We start from the raw sequence: 16,647 nt of genomic DNA, 5'->3' as shown, positions 1-16,647 counted from the left end.
TTCACCGTTCCAGAAAGCCTGGATTGTTGATCCGCAACCGGGCTTCGGTGAGGGTTCTGAGTACTGAACGCAGGGCCGGGTCGGTTCCATCCAGACGGCGCTCGAAAACAGCCCGGGCAAGGTCCGCCTCGGCTTCTGCGGCAGTGCCGTCAATGGAGTGCTCCGCAAGATATGCCCGGACAGTATGGTCGGTTTCCTCTGGCTGGCCCTGCTCGCGCTGCTCAAGTTCCCGCATTGCCATAGCCATGGCATTGGCAATCATCAGTGCCTGGTATTTGCGCTCCCCACCAAGATCAGGGGCTATTGAATCCAGCAATACCCGGCGGGCCTCGGCAAGCAGATCCCGGGTTTCCGGTTGATTGATCATTTCCCGTCCTCCAGTTCCTGAATCTGGTTCAGCAGGTCAAGCTCCATCTGGGCCACCATGCGGCCGGTCAGCGCCAGCTCCAGCGAGCGCTGTTCACCTGACATGTGCCTGCGTGCCTGTTGCAACGCAATCATCGCCCAGCGCACCAGGGCCATGACTTCCCAGTAGCTGACCTTCGCAGGGTCAAGCTCCACACCGCTCACTTCCCGGTAGCCCTCCAGAAGATCCTGCCGGTCTCCGACACCTCCGACTTCCCGGTCATCAGCACCGAACCGCCAGCTGCGGCTACAGAGCCAGCCCAGATCCTCACAGGGGTCGCTCCAGGCGGCGAACTCCCAGTCCAGAACAGCGGTCAATTGGTCCCCGTCCATCATGTAGTTGCCGGTCCGGAAATCACAGTGGCACAGCACCGTCGGGCCAGCTTCCGGCACATGGTCCTCAAGCCAGTTCAGCGCCCATTCCAGCACCGGATGGGGCTCACCGATTTCTTTCAGGTAGCGGCGATACAGCGCTATCCGGCTCAGGGCCGGATTGCCCGGATCAGGTAACGCCAGGAACGCCAGCGACTCCTGCGGTGGTTTCACCGTGTGCAGCCTGGCCAGCTCCGCACCCAGCCGGCGCACGATGTTCCGGCGCTGCTCTTTGCTGAAATCCGCCTTGACCAGCTTGCGCGGGGATGCGCTCCCTGCCGCCCGGGTCATGACGTAGAATACCCGCTCGCTGACCTCAGGGTCCTCGCAAAGCCACAGTGGTTCCGGAGCTGTAACCCCGGCCCTGAACGCCGCCTGAAGAACCCGGAATTCCTGGGGCCTGGAAAGGCTCTCCGCCACTGCGGAGGGTGCGTCCTGCCGGACCACAAATTCCTGCCGCCCCGGCCGGCTGCCGCCCTCCAGCTCCAGTGTCAGCCCGAAGTTGTCCTGGATCGCGCCCCCGGAGAGCTTGTCGAAATCGATAACCCGGGCACTCCGGGCACCGGTTTGCCGGGCAATGAACCTGCTGAAGGTGTCGGCAAGCGCAGACATCACGCCTTCACTCCCCAGTGCCAGAAGTCGGTACGCTCTGCCAGCAGGGTCTTCGAGAACACCATCTTGTGTATTTCCGAGGCACCGTCCACCAGTCGCGCCTGCCGCGCATAACGGTAGATCCATTCCAGGGGGGTGTCCTTGGAGTAACCGCGGGCACCACAAAGCTGAATGGCGGTATCCACCGCCTTGTGCAGAGTGTCCGCCACCGCGACCTTGGCCATGGAAACTTCCTTGCGGGCGAAGTCACCCTGATCCAGTTTCCAGGCAGCGTGCATCGTCAACAGTCGTCCGATCTGAATCTCCATGGCGGCCTCGCCCAGCAGCCACTGCACGCCTTCGCGCTGTGACAGGGTCTGACCAAAGGATTCCCGGGTGTCGACGTACTCGGTGGCAATCTCCAGGGAACGGCGGGCCAGGCCGAGCCAGCGCATGCAGTGGGTCAGGCGGGCGGTACCCAGACGAATCTGGGTGACCTTGAGGCCATCGCCGACTTCCATCAGCCGGTTTTCATCCGGAATTTCCAGGCCATCGAACCGGAGTTCACAATGCCCGCCGTGTTCTTCCGGCCCCATGATCGGAATCCGCCGGACGATTTCCCAGCCCGGATCATCCTTGTGGAACAGGAAGGCGCTCAGACCCTTGCGGGTATCGTCGGAAGTCCGGGCAATGAGGATGAAATGGGACGCTTCGGCAGCACCGGTAATATAGTGCTTATGGCCGTGGATGACCCACCGGTCGCCCTGGCGCGTGGCAGTGGTCTGCATCATGCCCGGATCGGAACCGCAGCCGGGAGGTGGTTCGGTCATGACGAACGACGAACGCACCCTGCCCTCCACGATGGGTTTGAGCCAGCGCTCCTGCTGGGCCTCGGTCGCCACCTTCGCCAGCACGATCATGTTGCCATCGTCCGGTGCCGCGGAGTTGAACACCACCGGCCCGAAAAGCGACCGGTTCATTTCCTCGTAGCACGCCGCCATACCGGAGATATCGAGCCCCTGGCCACCCAGATGCTCAGGAATCTGCAGGCACCAGAGGCCCTGCTGCTTTGCTTTGGCACGCATCTGCTCAAGATGGTCGGGCGCAATATTCTCATGCTCATCGTAGGCCTCAGGGTTCTGCTCCAGCGGCAGCAGCTCCTGCTCCACAAAGTTCCTGATACGTTTTCGGTACGATTCATTCCGGGGGTCCAGATTGAAGTCCACAGCCCACTCCTTAAAGCGAAGATTGAAGATGGCCGCCATCCACCACAAGGGTGCTGCCGGTCATGTAGTCGGAAAGTCCTGAAGCCAGAAGCAGTAACGGACCGCTCAGATCACTCGCCTGTCCCAGGCGACGCTGGGGAATACGGCGGATCATTTTCTGGCCGGGTTCACTGGCGAAGAAATCACGGTTCAGATCGGTTTCGATGTACCCCGGTGCCAGCGCGTTGACACGGATGCCGAAACGCGCCCACTCCAGGGCAAGGGCGCGGGTGAGCTGCTCGACACCGGCCTTGGCCGCGGCATAGGGCGCCACGTTACCGGCCACGCGATGACCCAGGATGGAAGAAATCATGATGATGCTGCCGCCCTGGTTGATTGCGGACAGGCGACGGGCAGCCTCATTGCACACCAGCCAGCAGCCCTTGAGGTTCGTGTCGACCACCCGGTCCCAGTCCGCCCCGGTCAGATCCAGCGCCTTCCTGCTGGTTGCCACGCCGGCATTGGAAACCACCACGTCCGGAACGGCGATGTCATCAGTCATGGTGTTGAACGCTTCGGTGACACTCAACTCGTCCGTAACATCCATGACAACAATGTGAATCTGATCAGCGTACTGGGGAAGGTCGGCTCTGAGGGACTCCAGCGACTCACGGCGGCGGCCACTGACAATGACCGTTGCCCCTGCCTCCAGCAGGCAGCGGGTAAAGCTGTGGCCCAGGCCACCGGCGGCGCCGGTGACCAGCGCAGTCTTGCCGTCAAGGCGCAACGGGTTTGTGCAGTGAGGGTTCGTATTATTGGAATTATTCATAGTTCGACCTCCGTTCACTAAAAATAGAACGAGCGCTCGAAATATACAAGGAGGAATTAAAGAAAACCGACAGATCGCTGATCCTGTCGGCCGGTTACTCGAGTAACTCACTCCGAAATGATTGGCGGTTTCGGCTGTTCAGGCGTAAAGCGACTCGATCACATCGGTGTATTTTTCGTAGATCTTGCTCCGGCGCACCTTCATGGTGGCAGTCACTTCATCATCGTCGTGATCGAGTTCCTTGGTGAGCAGGTGGAAACGCTTGATCTGCGCCACCTGGGGCAGCTGTGCGTTGCCTTTGTTCACCTCCGCCTCAATCAGCTCGTGCACCTGCTGCTGTTCGGTCAGGCTGCGGAAGGTGGTGTAGGCAATCCGCTCCTGCTCGGCCCACTTGGCAACCGTGTCAAAGTCGATCTGGATCAGGGCGGAGACATACTTCCGGGCCTCGCCAATCACGATGCATTCCTTGATGAAAGGGCTGGCCTTGATGGTGTTTTCGATCTCGGTGGGTGAAAGGTTCTTGCCCCCGGCGGTAATGATGATGTCTTTAAGGCGATCAACGATTTTGAGCTGGCCGTCCCGCCATTCGCCCACATCGCCGGTGTGCAGCCAGCCATCTTTCAGGGTGGAAGCGGTTGTTTCCTCGTTCTTGTAATAGCCCTTGAACATGCTGCCGCCGCGCATGATGATCTCGTTGTGCTCGCCGAGCCTGACCTCGACACCGGCAATGGCGACACCCACGGTTCCAAGATGCACGTTATCCACCGGTTGGGCGGTTGCAACGCCAGTGCTTTCTGTCTGGCCGTATACTTCCACCAGGGGAATACCCATGGTCCGGAAGAATTCCAGAATGCCGGTGGAAATGGGGGCAGCTCCCGTCATCGCGAGGGTGCAACGGCGCAGGCCGATGAAATTCTGCAATGCCCGGAATACCAGCCAGTAGCTGAGGCTGTATAGAGATTTTTCTTTCAGACTCCACTGCGCCCGCGGCTTGGTGGCCATGGGAGAACACATCCGGATGGCCTGGTCGAAGAGCGCCCGCCGGAATCGTCCGGTTTCCTGGATCTTGATGTAGATGGAAGAGTGCAGCTTCTCCCATATTCTGGGCACTCCCAGGAAAAAGGTCGGCGCAATTTCCCGCAAATCCTCCTGGATTGTCCGCAGGCTCTCACCAAAGCTGACAGAACTGCCCGCGTAAACCGGCGCAATGTTGGTGACTGCCTGCTCTGCCACATGGCATAGCGGGAGGTAGGAAAGACAGGACCCATGCTCGTCTGCCTGCAGCAGCTCAATAAGGCCGGGGGCTGCGGCATGAAGGTTACCCCAGCTGATCATGGCGCCCTTCGGCCGGCCGGTAGATCCGGAGGTGTAAACCATGAGGGCGGTTTCATCCATCTGCTGGCCATCGAGCAATTCATCCGCCAGCCCCGGGTGCTCTTCCTCGAACTCCCGGCCCCTGGCCTCGACATGTTCGAACGCCGTCGGTGGTTCCGGGTAATAGCCAAGACCCTTCATATCAATGGCGATGGTGTACTTCAGCTTTGGCAGGTCGGGCCAGGCCTGCAGCACCTTGTCGGTCTGCTCCTGATCCTCACACACCGCAATTTCCGCATCGCTGTGCTCAAGAACGTAGGCAACCTCGTTCCATGGACTGGTCGGATAGACTCCCACACAGATGCCCCGGACGATGCCTATACCCATCTGGGCAATGACCCACTCCACCCGGTTTTCCGAGATGATGGCCACATGGCCACCTTCCTGGAGCCCCAGTGCGCGGAGTCCCAGCCCGAAATGCCGGGCCCGCCGATAGTAATCCTGCCAGGCATAGGCCTGCCAGATGCCGAAATCCTTCTGGCGCAGCGCCAGCGCGTCGGGCCGCTCTTTGGCGTGGGCCCGCAACATCTGGGTCAGGGTCAGATCGGGTATCGAAGGTGTCGTCATGAAAGCCACCGTTTGCGGCGTTTGTAATGCTTGATGTCACGGTAACTGCGGGCTTCGCCTTCCTTGCCACCCACGCCGAGGTAGAACTCCCGGACATCCTCGTTGGCGGTAAGTTTGTCTGCCGGCCCGTCAATCACGATCTTGCCGTTTTCCATAATGTAACCGTAGGATGCGATCGCCAGGGAAACGGCGGCGTTCTGTTCCACCAGCAGAATGGCGGTGCCCTGCTCCCGGTTGATTCGCGCCACGATGGTGAAAATTTCCTCCACCAGCAACGGCGCCAGGCCCAGCGAGGGTTCATCCAGCATGATCAGCCGCGGCTGGGCAATCAGTGCCCGGCCAAGGGCCAGCATCTGTTGCTCGCCACCGGACAGGTACCCCGCCAGCTGTTTGCGACGTTCCCGCAGTCGCGGAAAGTAGTTGTAGACCAGTTCATAGCTGTCACTCAGGGAGGGCTTATTGCCGGTGAGTGCATAGGTGGCAGCAACCAGATTCTCCTCCACCGTCAGGTCCTCAAACACACGGCGGCCTTCCATCACATGAAACAGTCCGTTGCGCACCAGTTTTTCAGGCGGTGTGCCCTTTACATCCTTGCCCCGGAAACGCACTTCCCCGGCGGTCACTTCGCCGTTTTCCAGGGTCAACAGGCCGGAAACACTTTTCAGTGTGGTGGACTTGCCCGCACCGTTGGAACCGAGGAGCGCGACAATGGCACCCTCCGGCACCCGCAGTGACAGGCCCCGCAGGACCTGCACCGACTTGTTGTAAACCACCTCGATGTTATCGATTTCCAGTAAGGCTTTCATACAGCCCCTCAGTCGAGGTGAATCCAGTCCGATACCGGCTCGTACCGGCCTTCTTCGGCGTTAACCCGCCAGATACGGCCCACCGGAAAAGACATGTCCCTGACGGTTACCGGTATGCCGATGATACCGCCTGTGTCCCAGTCTTCGATGGAGGCCAGTGCCTCGGCCATGTTGTCAGCGGTCAACTCCTTGTCGGCGTCCAGGGTACGCTTGATAACCTCGGTCCAGACCATGGCATTGAACCAGGCCTGCATGTAACCGGTCGGCCGGTAACCGGCATCCGGGTCGCTCTTCTCGGCCTGGGCCCGAAGTGCATCCAGCATTGGTCCGCTTTCTTCGCTGTCATAGTAGTTGTAGGGCATAACACCCATGTAACCGTCCGCATCCGCGCCCATCTTGTCGATGATCAGCTTGTCCGAAGACCAGAAAGTACCCATGAACTCGGTATCCAGCCCCATCTGGCGCATCTGCACCATGAACTCGTTGATCGGAGACAATACATAGCCGTGGAACACCACGTAATCGGGACGAACCCGGCGCAGCTTCAGAATTTCAGCGGACACATCCACGCTGCCGGGTTTGGTGACGATATCCTCAACCACTTCGATACCCAGCTCGGCGGCACGGGCCTTGCCGTTCTCGATCGGATCCTTGCCGAACTCGGTATCGCTGTAGACAAATGCTACGGTCGGCATGTCCCCGCTTTCACCCTGGGAGGCAATGTATTCCAGGATGATGCCGAACATCTGGCTGTAGTTGGGTCCCGGAATAAACTGATAGGGGTATTGCTCGTTATCCGTCAGCGCAGTCGCGAACGACGCTCCGCTCATCAGGGTATCGCCCTGGCTGTTCAGCTCCGAAGCGATGGTCTTCATGAATCCGGTGCTGTCACCGTAATAGGTGGCCGGCGATTCGCTGCCGGAAATTTTCTTGAAGGCAGCCACTGAACGGTCCACCTCGTAAGCGGTATCTTCCATCACGTACTCCACCGGATGGCCGTTGATTCCGCCCTCGCTGTTAATCCAGGCTGTGTAGTCGGTGAGGCCGGCATGGATGTGAATGCCGGCAAAGGCAAACACACCGGAGAGCGGAATGGAGCCACCGAACACGATGGTTTCCTTGTCCTGGGCCATGGCCGGAGCGGCTACGGTTAACGCAGCCACCAGGCTGCCAAGCCCGGCAAGCCGGCGTCCTTTGTCGAGGATGTTTCTGAACATGTTTCTTCTCCTTGCTGCTTCTTGTTGTTGGTGTTGCTCGGGTTCTCGTTAAAAACCGTTAATTCCTGAATGGCCACAGGTGGAAGAAGCGACGAATGCGATGCCATATCTCCGCGAGGCCATGGGGTTCGAAAATCAGAAAGCCTACAATCAGGGCGCCAAAAATGATCTCCAGCATTGGCGACATGAATACAGGTGCGTTTGGATAGAACGGCGTCAGTGCAGACGTCAGCAGTTTCAGCGCTTCCGGCACCAGGGTCATGAAGACCGCCCCGAGTATGCCACCGAGTAAATTGCCCATGCCTCCCACGATCACCGCCGCCAGATAGAAAATCGACATCGACAGCGGGAAACTCTCCGGTGTCACCACGCGGAAGAAATAGGCGAACAGGCCTCCGGCCACCCCGGCATAAAACGAGCTGAGAGCGAAGGACATCAACTTGTAACGCAACAGGTCGATACCAAGAATCTCGGCGGAAATATCCCGGTCCCGAATGGCGATAAAAGCCCGGCCAATGCGGGTGCGGAACACATTGGCGGCAGCAAGCACCATCAGCACCGCCAGTGGCACGATGATGAAATACATCATGAAATCACTCTGGAAAGACCACCCGAACAGATGCGCCGGTTCCAGACTCATGCCGCCCATGCCGCCGGTGACCGATTCCCACTCTGCAAAAATGAAATGCAGGAAAACGCTGGCCGCCAGAGTGGCAATGGCCAGGTACAGTCCCTTGACCCGCAGCGAGGGCAGGCCCACCAGAATGCCCACAGCAGCAGCCATGAGCCCGGCCAGCAACAGGGTTACCGGGAACGGCAGGGCGGTATTAACGGAGAGCCAGGCGACAGTATAGGCGCCAACGCCCATAAAACCTGCCTGGCCCAGGGAAATCAGGCCGGTAAAGCCGGTGAGGATATTCAGGCCGGTGGTGCTGATGACGGCAATACCCACCAGGCATCCCAGGTACAGAAGGTAGGAATCCGCCATGAACGGAAACACCAGCAGAAGCAGCAGGAACAGGCCAAACCAGAGCTTTTGGGTTTGGGTGGTCCAGATCGCCTCATCGGCCTCGTAAGTCTGTTTTGCGTCACCGATCCGCATCTTACACTCGCTCTATTTCGTGGGTGCCGAAGAGGCCATAGGGTCGAATAACCAGAATCACCGCCAGAACCAGAAAAGTAGCCGGCATCCGGTACTCGCCACCGAAGTAGGCACCGGCCACGGTTTCCAGCCAGCCAATGAACACACCGGCAATCAGCGCCCCCAGAATACTGTCCAGGCCACCAACAATGACCACCACCAGCACACTCAGCCCGATGATCCCGAACTGCGGGCTGAGGCCACCGGTGGCGGCCACCAGCACGCCGGCCAGTGAAGCGGCAAGCGAACCGAATACCCAGGCCATGCTGAATACCCGGCGTACGTTAATGCCCATGGAATAGGCCGCTGCCTGGTCCGAGGCAGTGGCCCGCAATGCCACGCCGCCTCGCGAGAAGCGGAAATAGAGCAGGTAAACAATCAGCAGGGCGGCGCCGATCAGGAAACCGTAGGCAATTTTCGGAGCCAGATACAGCTCGCCAATGAACACCGGCTCCCGGGGCAGGAAGCTCGGGAGCAGTTGCGGATCGGCGGTCCAGATAAACTCCACCAGACCCACCAGAATACTGGCAATACCGATGGTCACCATCACCACCGAAATCGGAGATTCCCCCAGCATCGGCCGGATCATGGTCTTCTCGATCACCCCGCCCAGAATGCTGCCTCCGGCCACCGCCAGCGGCAACGCGATCCAGGCCGACATCTCCATGCCGCCGGCAAAGGCCAGGAACAGGTAGGCCGCGAACATCATTATTTCGCCAATGGCAAAATTGATCACCCGGGTTGCCTTGTAGATGATTACAAACCCCAGGGCGATCAGCGAATAGAGCCCGCCCATGGCCAGGCCCGCCAGGCTGATTTCACCAAAGAACATCCAATCCATCAGGCGGCCTCCCCTTGTGGATTGAGCTTCTTGCGCAAACTGTCGATGTCACTGTTACCCAGGTAGGCCCTGATCACCTCCGGGTTTTTCTGGACATCCGCCGGCAGGCCCTCGGCAATGACCTGACCAAAATTGAGCACCGCAATGTGGTCTGAAATATCCATCACCATGCCCATGTCGTGCTCCACCATCAGCACGGTAATGCCCCACTCCTCCCGGATATCCAGAATAAAGCGGGCCATGTCTTCCTTTTCTTCCCGGTTCATACCGGCCACCGGCTCATCCAGCATCAGCACTTTCGGTTGCATCGCCAGTGCCCGGGCCAGCTCTACCCGCTTCTGCAAGCCATAGGACAGACTCGACACCGATTGTCGGCGGATATGGTCGATTTCCAGAAAGTCGATGATCCGTTGCTCTACGTTCCTGCGGACCGCGATTTCCTCCCGGCGGGCAGGGCCAAAATAGGCGAGTGCGCTGAGCAGGCCGCTTTTCATGTGGACGTGGGCGCCGAGCTTGATGTTATCGAGCACAGTCATACCCCGGAACAGGGCAATATTCTGGAAAGTCCGGGCCAGGCCCAGCGCTGCCCTGCGGGGCGGCCTGATACCACTTGAAAGCACCTGGCCCTGATAGCTGATGGTGCCCTGCTGGGGCCTGTAGAAACCGGAAATGCAATTGAAAAGGGACGTCTTACCGGCACCATTCGGCCCGATAATGGTAGTGATGGTATTTTCCGGCACCCGGAAGCTGACATCCTGCAGGGCCTTCACACCACCAAAAGACAGGGAGAGATTGCTGATATCGAGGATGCTCACGTTACCTCCCGGCACCCCAGGCGCCGGATACGCAGACACACAGAAGTGCCTTACCTGTAACCGGATTAACGCCAAAAGATGATGTTGATTTTTGTTTTTTCTTATCGCCGGGAACAACCCCGATGCGGATTTAAAGTAGCCCATTCAGGCAACATAAGGCAAACCCATCTAACCTGTTAACTGACGGACAACTGCATCGGATACGCAGAGAACCGGCCGTCAGACCTGCAGCGACAAGAGAGCAATCAACAATGACCGACACTCTGGTAGCCACGGAATTTGATCAGGAAACGGGTGTGGCAACTCTTACTTTCAACCGCCCGAAAGCCCTGAACGCCATCGATGTACCTCTGGCGGAGGCCTTTCTTGCCGCTGTCCAGGGGCTGAAAGACCTTCCGCGCATCCGCTGTATCGTTCTGACCGGCGCAGGGCGCGCCTTCATGGCGGGCGGGGATATCGCCAGCATGGCAGGTTCTCCGGAGCAGGCAGGTAAAGCCATCAGCGCCATTCTGGATGCGGTCAACCCGGCCATCCTCATGCTACGCAGTATGGACGCCCCGGTGATAGCCGCAGTCAAGGGCGTTGCTGCCGGTGCCGGGCTGAGCCTGGCACTGATGGCAGACCTGATTATTGCACGGGAAGATGCAAAATTTCTGGTCGCCTACAACGGCATCGGCGCGGTTCCCGACTGCGGCGGCAGCTGGTTTCTCGCCCACAGAATCGGAGCCGGCCGGGCCGCGGAATTAATGTTGCTGGGCCGGACGCTGAGCGCAGCCGAAGCCAAAGACTGGGGCCTGATCACCGAGTTTGCCACGGAAGACAACTATGAAAATCTGTTGGACGAAATCACCAGCAGGATTTCCAGCGGCCCCACCCGGGCCTTTGGTGCCTTCCGCGGGCTTACCGACAGGGCCTTCGGCGATCAGCTGGCCAGCCACCTGGAAGCAGAGCGGGCGGCGTTCCTGGAAATGACCCGGACCGAGGATTTTGCAGAGGGTGTATCGGCGTTTCTGGCCAAGCGAACCGCAGAATTTCGCGGCCAGTGACCCTGATTTACTGACAGGCCACACCGCCTGCTTCGGGAAACCCGGTCACCGCGACTGATCCGAACTGTCAGACTCTGACTGCCCTTTTTTCTCGGGACTGAGCTCTGACTCGAGCCAGCGACGCACTTCATGCCGGTCGCGGCGACGGGTCAGCTGTTCGCTGTGAATATTCCGGGGAAATATCTGCGGCCCCCCTTCATGCTCCAGCCGGAAACTACGGCGCACGCCCACCGGATACCGGCTGGGGCCATGAACCACAGCAGCGCGTATCTGTACAGCGACAATGTCTTCAAACAGATAATCACTATCAGTGTCACCGTCCTCACTTCGCCGGCCCAGAATAATATTACGAAACGACCCCAGCACCAGGTAGCCGCCAGGCTGCAGGGGCCCCTGCCGCAGCACCTGGTGCACGTCGCTGTCGTCTGCCGCCACCCGACGATACTCGGTCACTGTCAGTGTTTTCTCTTCGCCCGCCCGTGTATGCAGCACCACCTGAACACACTGCACATGCACGGTTTCCTTGCCCATATTCACCAGCAGACACAGGGCGTCGGGGTTCTCGTTCTGGGCGTGGTGAATCACCAGATAGGGACGACTATTGCGCCTGTACTGAAGCAGGAACAACTGCAAATAGACGATCCAGATCACGACCATGACGGCGCTACTGATGGGTCCGATGTAATCCATGGGCTTTCCTGATCAAGTCTTCGCCAGCGCGACAATATCCGGATACTCATGTACCCGGACCACGGTCCCGGTAGGGTTTTCCCGGGCAAGCGCGCATATCTCGTTGACCATCGCTTTGGCCACCGTGTCCGCTTTGATACCCCGAAACCGTTCCAGCGGGCCAATCAGTGCCCGGTTGATCAGCGGTATGGCCTTCATTGCCAGGGCTTCGGCGGGGCGATGCTCTTCCCGTTCACCCAGCAGCAGGCTGGGCTGGTAGATGGACAGGCAGGGATAACCCAGCGCTTTTACAGCATTTTCCAGCTCCCCTTTGACACGGTTATAGAAAACTGTGGAAGACGATGAGGCAGCAATCGCCGACATCAGCACAAACGCTTTTGCGCCATTCGCCTGCCCCAGCTCCGCCGCTTTCAGTGGATAACTATAATCCACTTTGCGGAACTGCTCGCGGGAACCGGCTTTTTTGATGGTGGTGCCAAGACAGCAGATGATCCCGTCGACTGCGAACAGTTCGCCGTGTTCATCCAGGCGGTCAAAATCCATCTCGTGCTGTTCCAGCTTTGCATGGCTCAGCGAAACCGGCCGCCGCACCGGCGTGACCACGGCGGAAATCTCGTCCCTCGCAAGAAGCCCTTGCAACACCTTGCCACCAGTCAGGCCGGTGGCTCCCAATAGCATCACTTTCATAAAATAATCCTCAGTCGCGACTTTTCATGACTGCAGTCTAGTGCCGGGGGACAGAGCGCAACCATATCACGATGCGGAAAAGCAGTTTAAACTGACCGGACCTCAAAGCTGACCCAATGCCCTTTGCCCATGACTGATTTTGAAACTCTGAACATGCTGAAGGCTGGCCTTGAAGACTGGCTTCGGCCCGGCATAACGGCCCTGCTTTCCCTTGTTTTTACCTTTCTGGTTTACGAAGGTGTGCTGGCGATCATCAAGCGGCTCACCCGCAGCAGAACTGTTCCGCGATTATTTCTTGATGCTTCCGAGACGGCGCTGGGCATTGTCATTTCGCTGCTGGTCCTCAATGGGATTCTGGAAACCTTCTCCTCCGATTTACTTTGGTTAAGCCATATCCAGCATGCTGCAACCCTGTTATTGATCATTGCGGTCACCTGGGCCCTGGTCCGATGCACCTCCGCTATCGGTAATGTCATTGTCGCCATGAACCCGGTTCTGGAGGGCCAGTGGAAACGGGCCCGCAAGGTGGAAACGCAAACACGTTTTCTGGTCAGGATACTGAACATCCTCGTCATCATTCTCGGACTGGGCGCCGCACTGATGACTTTTGAACCGGTTCAGCACCTTGGTGGCAGCCTGCTGGCCTCCGCAGGCATTGGCGGCATCATACTGGGGTTTGCCGCCAAACCGGTGCTCAGCAATCTGCTGGCAGGCATGCAGATTGCCCTGACCCAGCCTTTCCGCATAGACGACGTACTGTATGTGCAGGGCGAGTGGTGCTGGGTGGAGGAGGTAACGGCAACCTACGTGGTGCTGAGGGTCTGGGACCTGAGGCGGCTGGTCGTGCCGCTGCAGTGGTTTATCGAGAACCCGTTCCAGAACTGGTCGCGAAACGACACGGAACTGACAGGGCCGGTGTTCCTGCACGTGGACTATGCCATGCCCATTGAACCGCTGCGAGCGGAATACGACCGTTTGCTGCGACAGTCACCGCAGTGGAACGGAAACACCGCTACGGTTCAGGTGACCGATGCCGGCGACACCAACATGGAGGTGCGCCTGTTGATGAGCGCCAAAGACTCCTCGGGACTATGGGACCTGCGTTGCGCCATTCGCGAGGGCATGATCACTTTCATTCAGCAACAGTTCCCCGAACATCTGCCGCGACTCCGTGCGAGACTGGTCGAAAATCCCGATCAGTGAGCGGCCGCTTCCGTTACCCGGTCTACCAGGTAAACCAGCCCGTGATAATCAATCCCTCCGTGGCGGCTCAGGCCGATCTCGCAGGTGCGGCTGGTGGAGATCCCTTCCGTGCAACCGTCGACCTGGCGGGGCAGCGTTCGCAGGGCATGGCTGTTCAGCTCCGGTACATTGAACCCCTTGTCACCGGCAAAGGCGCAGCAGTGAATGTCTTCCGGGATCACCACATTGGTGCTGCAGCGCCTTGCGATGTCGATCAGACCCTGGGACTCACCCAGATGCTGGGTGCTGCAGGTAACATGGACTGCAATCGCAGTCTCTTCAGGCTTGAATACGAGGCGATCCGCCAGCTTCTCACGGATGAATTTCACCGGATCGTACAGATCCAGGCCCAGCTCACGGGCTGCTTCCTGAATCTGCAGGGTACAGGGGCTGGTGTCGCAATATACCGGATCCTGGCCGTTACGGGTCGCTGCCAGCAATGCATCCAGCAGCTCCTTTTTCTTGCGGTCCGCCTGTTGCGGATAACCCTTGGAGGCAAAAGGCTGGCCGCAGCAAAGAGCATCCAGCCCCTGGGGATGAATGACCTGGTAACCGCCCTTCTCCAATAACTGGCGGGTTTTATTCTGCAGCGTCGTCTGTTCTGCGTCGCCACTGGCCGGCCCCATGACGCGGGAGACGCAGGCAGGGAGATACACCACTTTTGGCGCGTCACCGGCCGCTGCCGGTGACGGCGGCACAAAACGGATGGGCTGCGGCATGGACGGATCCCATTGCGGCAGTCGCTGCCCCGAGACCTTGCTCATCCCGGCACTCAGCCTGGCTAACCTTGGTGCACCGAGAAGTTTTTCCGCACCGGAAGCCATAGTCAGCACCAAACGCGTTCCACGCAACACGGCCCGAAAATGGTTTGCTACCCAGTCGGCAGTGCCGTGGTGGCCTGTTTTCCCAGCCCGCAGTTTACGCACCAGGTCGCCGGTATTGATATCCACCGGGCAGCGCCGGGCACACAGACCCGTGGCGGCGCAGGTATCGATGCCCTGATACTGGTAGGCGGCTTCCAGCCCGGATGTGTCCTCCCCGGCCCGTTTCCTGGCCTGGATATCACGCCAGATCACAATGCGCTGGCGTGGCGACAGGGTCAGCCCTTCTGACGGGCAGACCGGCTCGCAGAAACCGCACTCGATACACTTATCGATCAACGGATCGGCAGCAGGCAGTGGCTTCAGGTTTTTCAGGTGAATGTCCGGATCGCGGGAAAGCACCACATCCGGATTGAGCAGGTTCTCCGGGTCCAGCAGGCCCTTGATCCGCCACATCAACTGCCAGGCATCGTGCCCCCACTCCAGCTCCACAAAGGGTGCCATGTTGCGGCCGGTACCGTGCTCCGCCTTGAGGGAGCCACCGAATTCAACCGCCACCAGTTGCGAGACGTCTTTCATGAAGGTGTCGTAGCGTACCACCTCGTCAGGGTCATCAAACCCCTGGGGAAACACAAAGTGAAGATTCCCTTCCAGGGCATGGCCAAAGATGATGGCGTTGTCATAACCGTGTTTTACAAACAGCGCCTGAAGCCGCTTCACGCCCTCGGCCAGCTGGTCGAGGGGGAAGGTCACATCCTCGATAATCACCGTGGTGCCCACCGGCCGCACCGCGCCCACGGCTGGGAAGGTACCCTTGCGGATGGCCCACAGCAGCTCGGATACTTTCGGATCGGTGGTGAAATCCACCTTCTCTTCCAGCGGGAAGTCCGCCAGGGCGGCCCGGATCCGAACCAGTTGCTCCTGCAGCAGGGCCTGGTCGGGAGCCCGGGTTTCAATCAGCAGCGCGCAGGCGTCATCCGACAGGCCGTGTATCCATTCCGGAAGGCCGGGTTTGTTCTCAACCGAGCGCAGGCTTCGCCGGTCCAGCAGCTCGACAGCGTCGACCGGCTGTGAACGCAGCAGTGCAGCCGCGCGACAACAGCTGTCGGCATCGGCAAACACCAGCAGAGCCGTGGCCTTGTCGGGGTAATCCGGCACGGTGTTATAGGTCACCGAGCTGACAAATCCCAGGGTGCCCTCGGAGCCCACCATCAGGTGAGTGAGGATATCCAGGGGGTCGCTGTAGTCCACCAGGGCATTGAGCGAGAGACCGGTAGTGTTTTTGAGCCGGTACTTGTGGCGGATGCGGTCTGCCAGCCCGGTGTCGGCGCGGGTCTGGGCCGCCAACTGCTCCAGTTCCGACAGCAACGCTGCGTGGCTGGCCCGGAAGACCTTCACGCTGGCGAAGTCCTCTGTATCCACCACCGCCCCGTCCGCCAGCACAAGCCGCATGCTGGCAAGGGTATGATAGGTGTTCTGGGCGGTACCGCAGCACATGCCACTGGCGTTGTTGGCAACAATGCCGCCAATCTTGCAGGCATTGATGGAGGCGGGGTCCGGGCCGATCTTGTAACCATAGGGCGCCAGCCAGGCATTGGCCTGGGCACCGATGATTCCCGGCTGCAGCCGGATCTGCCGGCCCCTGTTGCGGATCTCGTGATCTCGCCACTGGTCGCCCAGCACAAGCAGGATGGAGTCGCTGACGGCCTGGCCAGACAGACTGGTGCCAGCAGCCCGGAAGGTGACCGGTGCCGCGAAGCGGCGGGCCAGCTTCAATATCCCGACTACTTCCTCCTCGCTTTCGACCTTCACCACGGCCCCCGGAATCAGGCGGTAAAAACTGGCGTCGGTGCCGTAGGCCAGTGTCGACAGCGGATCATCATAGACCCGTGTTGCCGGAATCAGCTCTTTTATTGCCGCAAGGGCGTCAGGGGAAAGGGTCATGAGGCTCCCTTCAATGGATCAGTGACACCGGGCAGACAGGACGCAGCCAGCGCG

General features: G+C 59.4%; 15 protein-coding genes. 2 read left to right on the top strand and 13 right to left on the bottom strand.

What is annotated here, in order from left to right; all coding sequences use genetic code 11:
* Position 1: 1 nt before the first annotated feature.
* The 10 genes from DIT72_RS07310 to DIT72_RS07265 form a co-directional block, all read right to left on the bottom strand.
* Positions 2-367, bottom strand: a complete 366-nt coding sequence (locus DIT72_RS07310) for a DUF6285 domain-containing protein (RefSeq protein ID WP_135954497.1) — start codon at positions 365-367, stop codon at positions 2-4.
* Positions 364-1,389 (bottom strand): phosphotransferase family protein, encoded by a 1,026-nt coding sequence (locus DIT72_RS07305; protein WP_135954496.1) that lies wholly within the window; start codon positions 1,387-1,389, stop codon positions 364-366. The genes DIT72_RS07310 and DIT72_RS07305 overlap by 4 nt, the downstream gene beginning before the upstream one ends.
* Entirely contained in the window at positions 1,389-2,594 is a 1,206-nt protein-coding gene (locus DIT72_RS07300; protein ID WP_135954495.1) for an acyl-CoA dehydrogenase family protein, read from the bottom strand. Before DIT72_RS07300 ends, DIT72_RS07305 begins: the two co-directional genes overlap by 1 nt.
* Before the next feature lie 10 nt (positions 2,595-2,604).
* Entirely contained in the window at positions 2,605-3,402 is a 798-nt protein-coding gene (locus DIT72_RS07295; RefSeq protein ID WP_135954494.1) for an SDR family NAD(P)-dependent oxidoreductase, read from the bottom strand.
* Between the two features lie 138 nt (positions 3,403-3,540).
* Entirely contained in the window at positions 3,541-5,343 is a 1,803-nt protein-coding gene (locus DIT72_RS07290) for an AMP-dependent synthetase/ligase (RefSeq protein WP_135954493.1), read from the bottom strand.
* The gene (locus DIT72_RS07285) at positions 5,340-6,149 is read right to left on the bottom strand and encodes an ABC transporter ATP-binding protein (protein WP_135954492.1); all 810 of its coding nucleotides are present in this window, start codon (positions 6,147-6,149) and stop codon (positions 5,340-5,342) included. The genes DIT72_RS07290 and DIT72_RS07285 overlap by 4 nt, the downstream gene beginning before the upstream one ends.
* 8 nt (positions 6,150-6,157) lie before the next feature.
* Positions 6,158-7,366, bottom strand: coding sequence for an ABC transporter substrate-binding protein (locus DIT72_RS07280; RefSeq protein ID WP_135954491.1), 1,209 nt, complete (start codon positions 7,364-7,366; stop codon positions 6,158-6,160).
* Between the two features lie 58 nt (positions 7,367-7,424).
* Positions 7,425-8,468: a branched-chain amino acid ABC transporter permease gene (locus tag DIT72_RS07275; RefSeq protein ID WP_135954490.1), complete on the bottom strand. Its 1,044-nt coding sequence runs from the start codon at positions 8,466-8,468 to the stop codon at positions 7,425-7,427.
* A 1-nt stretch (position 8,469) separates the two neighbouring features.
* Positions 8,470-9,348, bottom strand: coding sequence for a branched-chain amino acid ABC transporter permease (locus tag DIT72_RS07270; RefSeq protein WP_135954489.1), 879 nt, complete (start codon positions 9,346-9,348; stop codon positions 8,470-8,472).
* Entirely contained in the window at positions 9,348-10,163 is an 816-nt protein-coding gene (locus DIT72_RS07265; protein WP_135954488.1) for an ABC transporter ATP-binding protein, read from the bottom strand. The genes DIT72_RS07270 and DIT72_RS07265 overlap by 1 nt, the downstream gene beginning before the upstream one ends.
* 251 nt (positions 10,164-10,414) lie before the next feature.
* Here DIT72_RS07265 and DIT72_RS07260 point away from each other — a divergent pair, with 251 nt between their 5' ends.
* Positions 10,415-11,209, top strand: coding sequence for an enoyl-CoA hydratase/isomerase family protein (locus tag DIT72_RS07260; protein WP_135954487.1), 795 nt, complete (start codon positions 10,415-10,417; stop codon positions 11,207-11,209).
* 45 nt (positions 11,210-11,254) lie between these two features.
* On the opposite strand, the gene DIT72_RS07255 is transcribed toward DIT72_RS07260, so the two are convergent.
* The gene (locus DIT72_RS07255) at positions 11,255-11,899 is read right to left on the bottom strand and encodes a hypothetical protein (RefSeq protein ID WP_135954486.1); all 645 of its coding nucleotides are present in this window, start codon (positions 11,897-11,899) and stop codon (positions 11,255-11,257) included.
* Positions 11,900-11,911: 12 nt separating this feature from the next.
* Positions 11,912-12,586 (bottom strand): NAD-dependent epimerase/dehydratase family protein, encoded by a 675-nt coding sequence (locus DIT72_RS07250; protein ID WP_135954485.1) that lies wholly within the window; start codon positions 12,584-12,586, stop codon positions 11,912-11,914.
* A 129-nt stretch (positions 12,587-12,715) separates the two neighbouring features.
* Here DIT72_RS07250 and DIT72_RS07245 point away from each other — a divergent pair, with 129 nt between their 5' ends.
* Entirely contained in the window at positions 12,716-13,789 is a 1,074-nt protein-coding gene (locus DIT72_RS07245; protein WP_135954484.1) for a mechanosensitive ion channel family protein, read from the top strand.
* Here DIT72_RS07245 and DIT72_RS07240 read toward each other — a convergent pair.
* Positions 13,783-16,593, bottom strand: a complete 2,811-nt coding sequence (locus DIT72_RS07240; protein ID WP_135954483.1) for an FAD-binding and (Fe-S)-binding domain-containing protein — start codon at positions 16,591-16,593, stop codon at positions 13,783-13,785. The two genes, DIT72_RS07245 and DIT72_RS07240, sit on opposite strands and share 7 nt — an antisense overlap.
* Positions 16,594-16,647: the final 54 nt, after the last annotated feature.

This window comes from Marinobacter orientalis, assembly GCF_004792665.1.
GTDB classification, from domain to species: Bacteria; Pseudomonadota; Gammaproteobacteria; order Pseudomonadales; family Oleiphilaceae; genus Marinobacter; species Marinobacter orientalis.
Note: the sequence above shows the minus strand (reverse complement) of the source record. Positions and strands in the feature narration are given on the sequence as shown.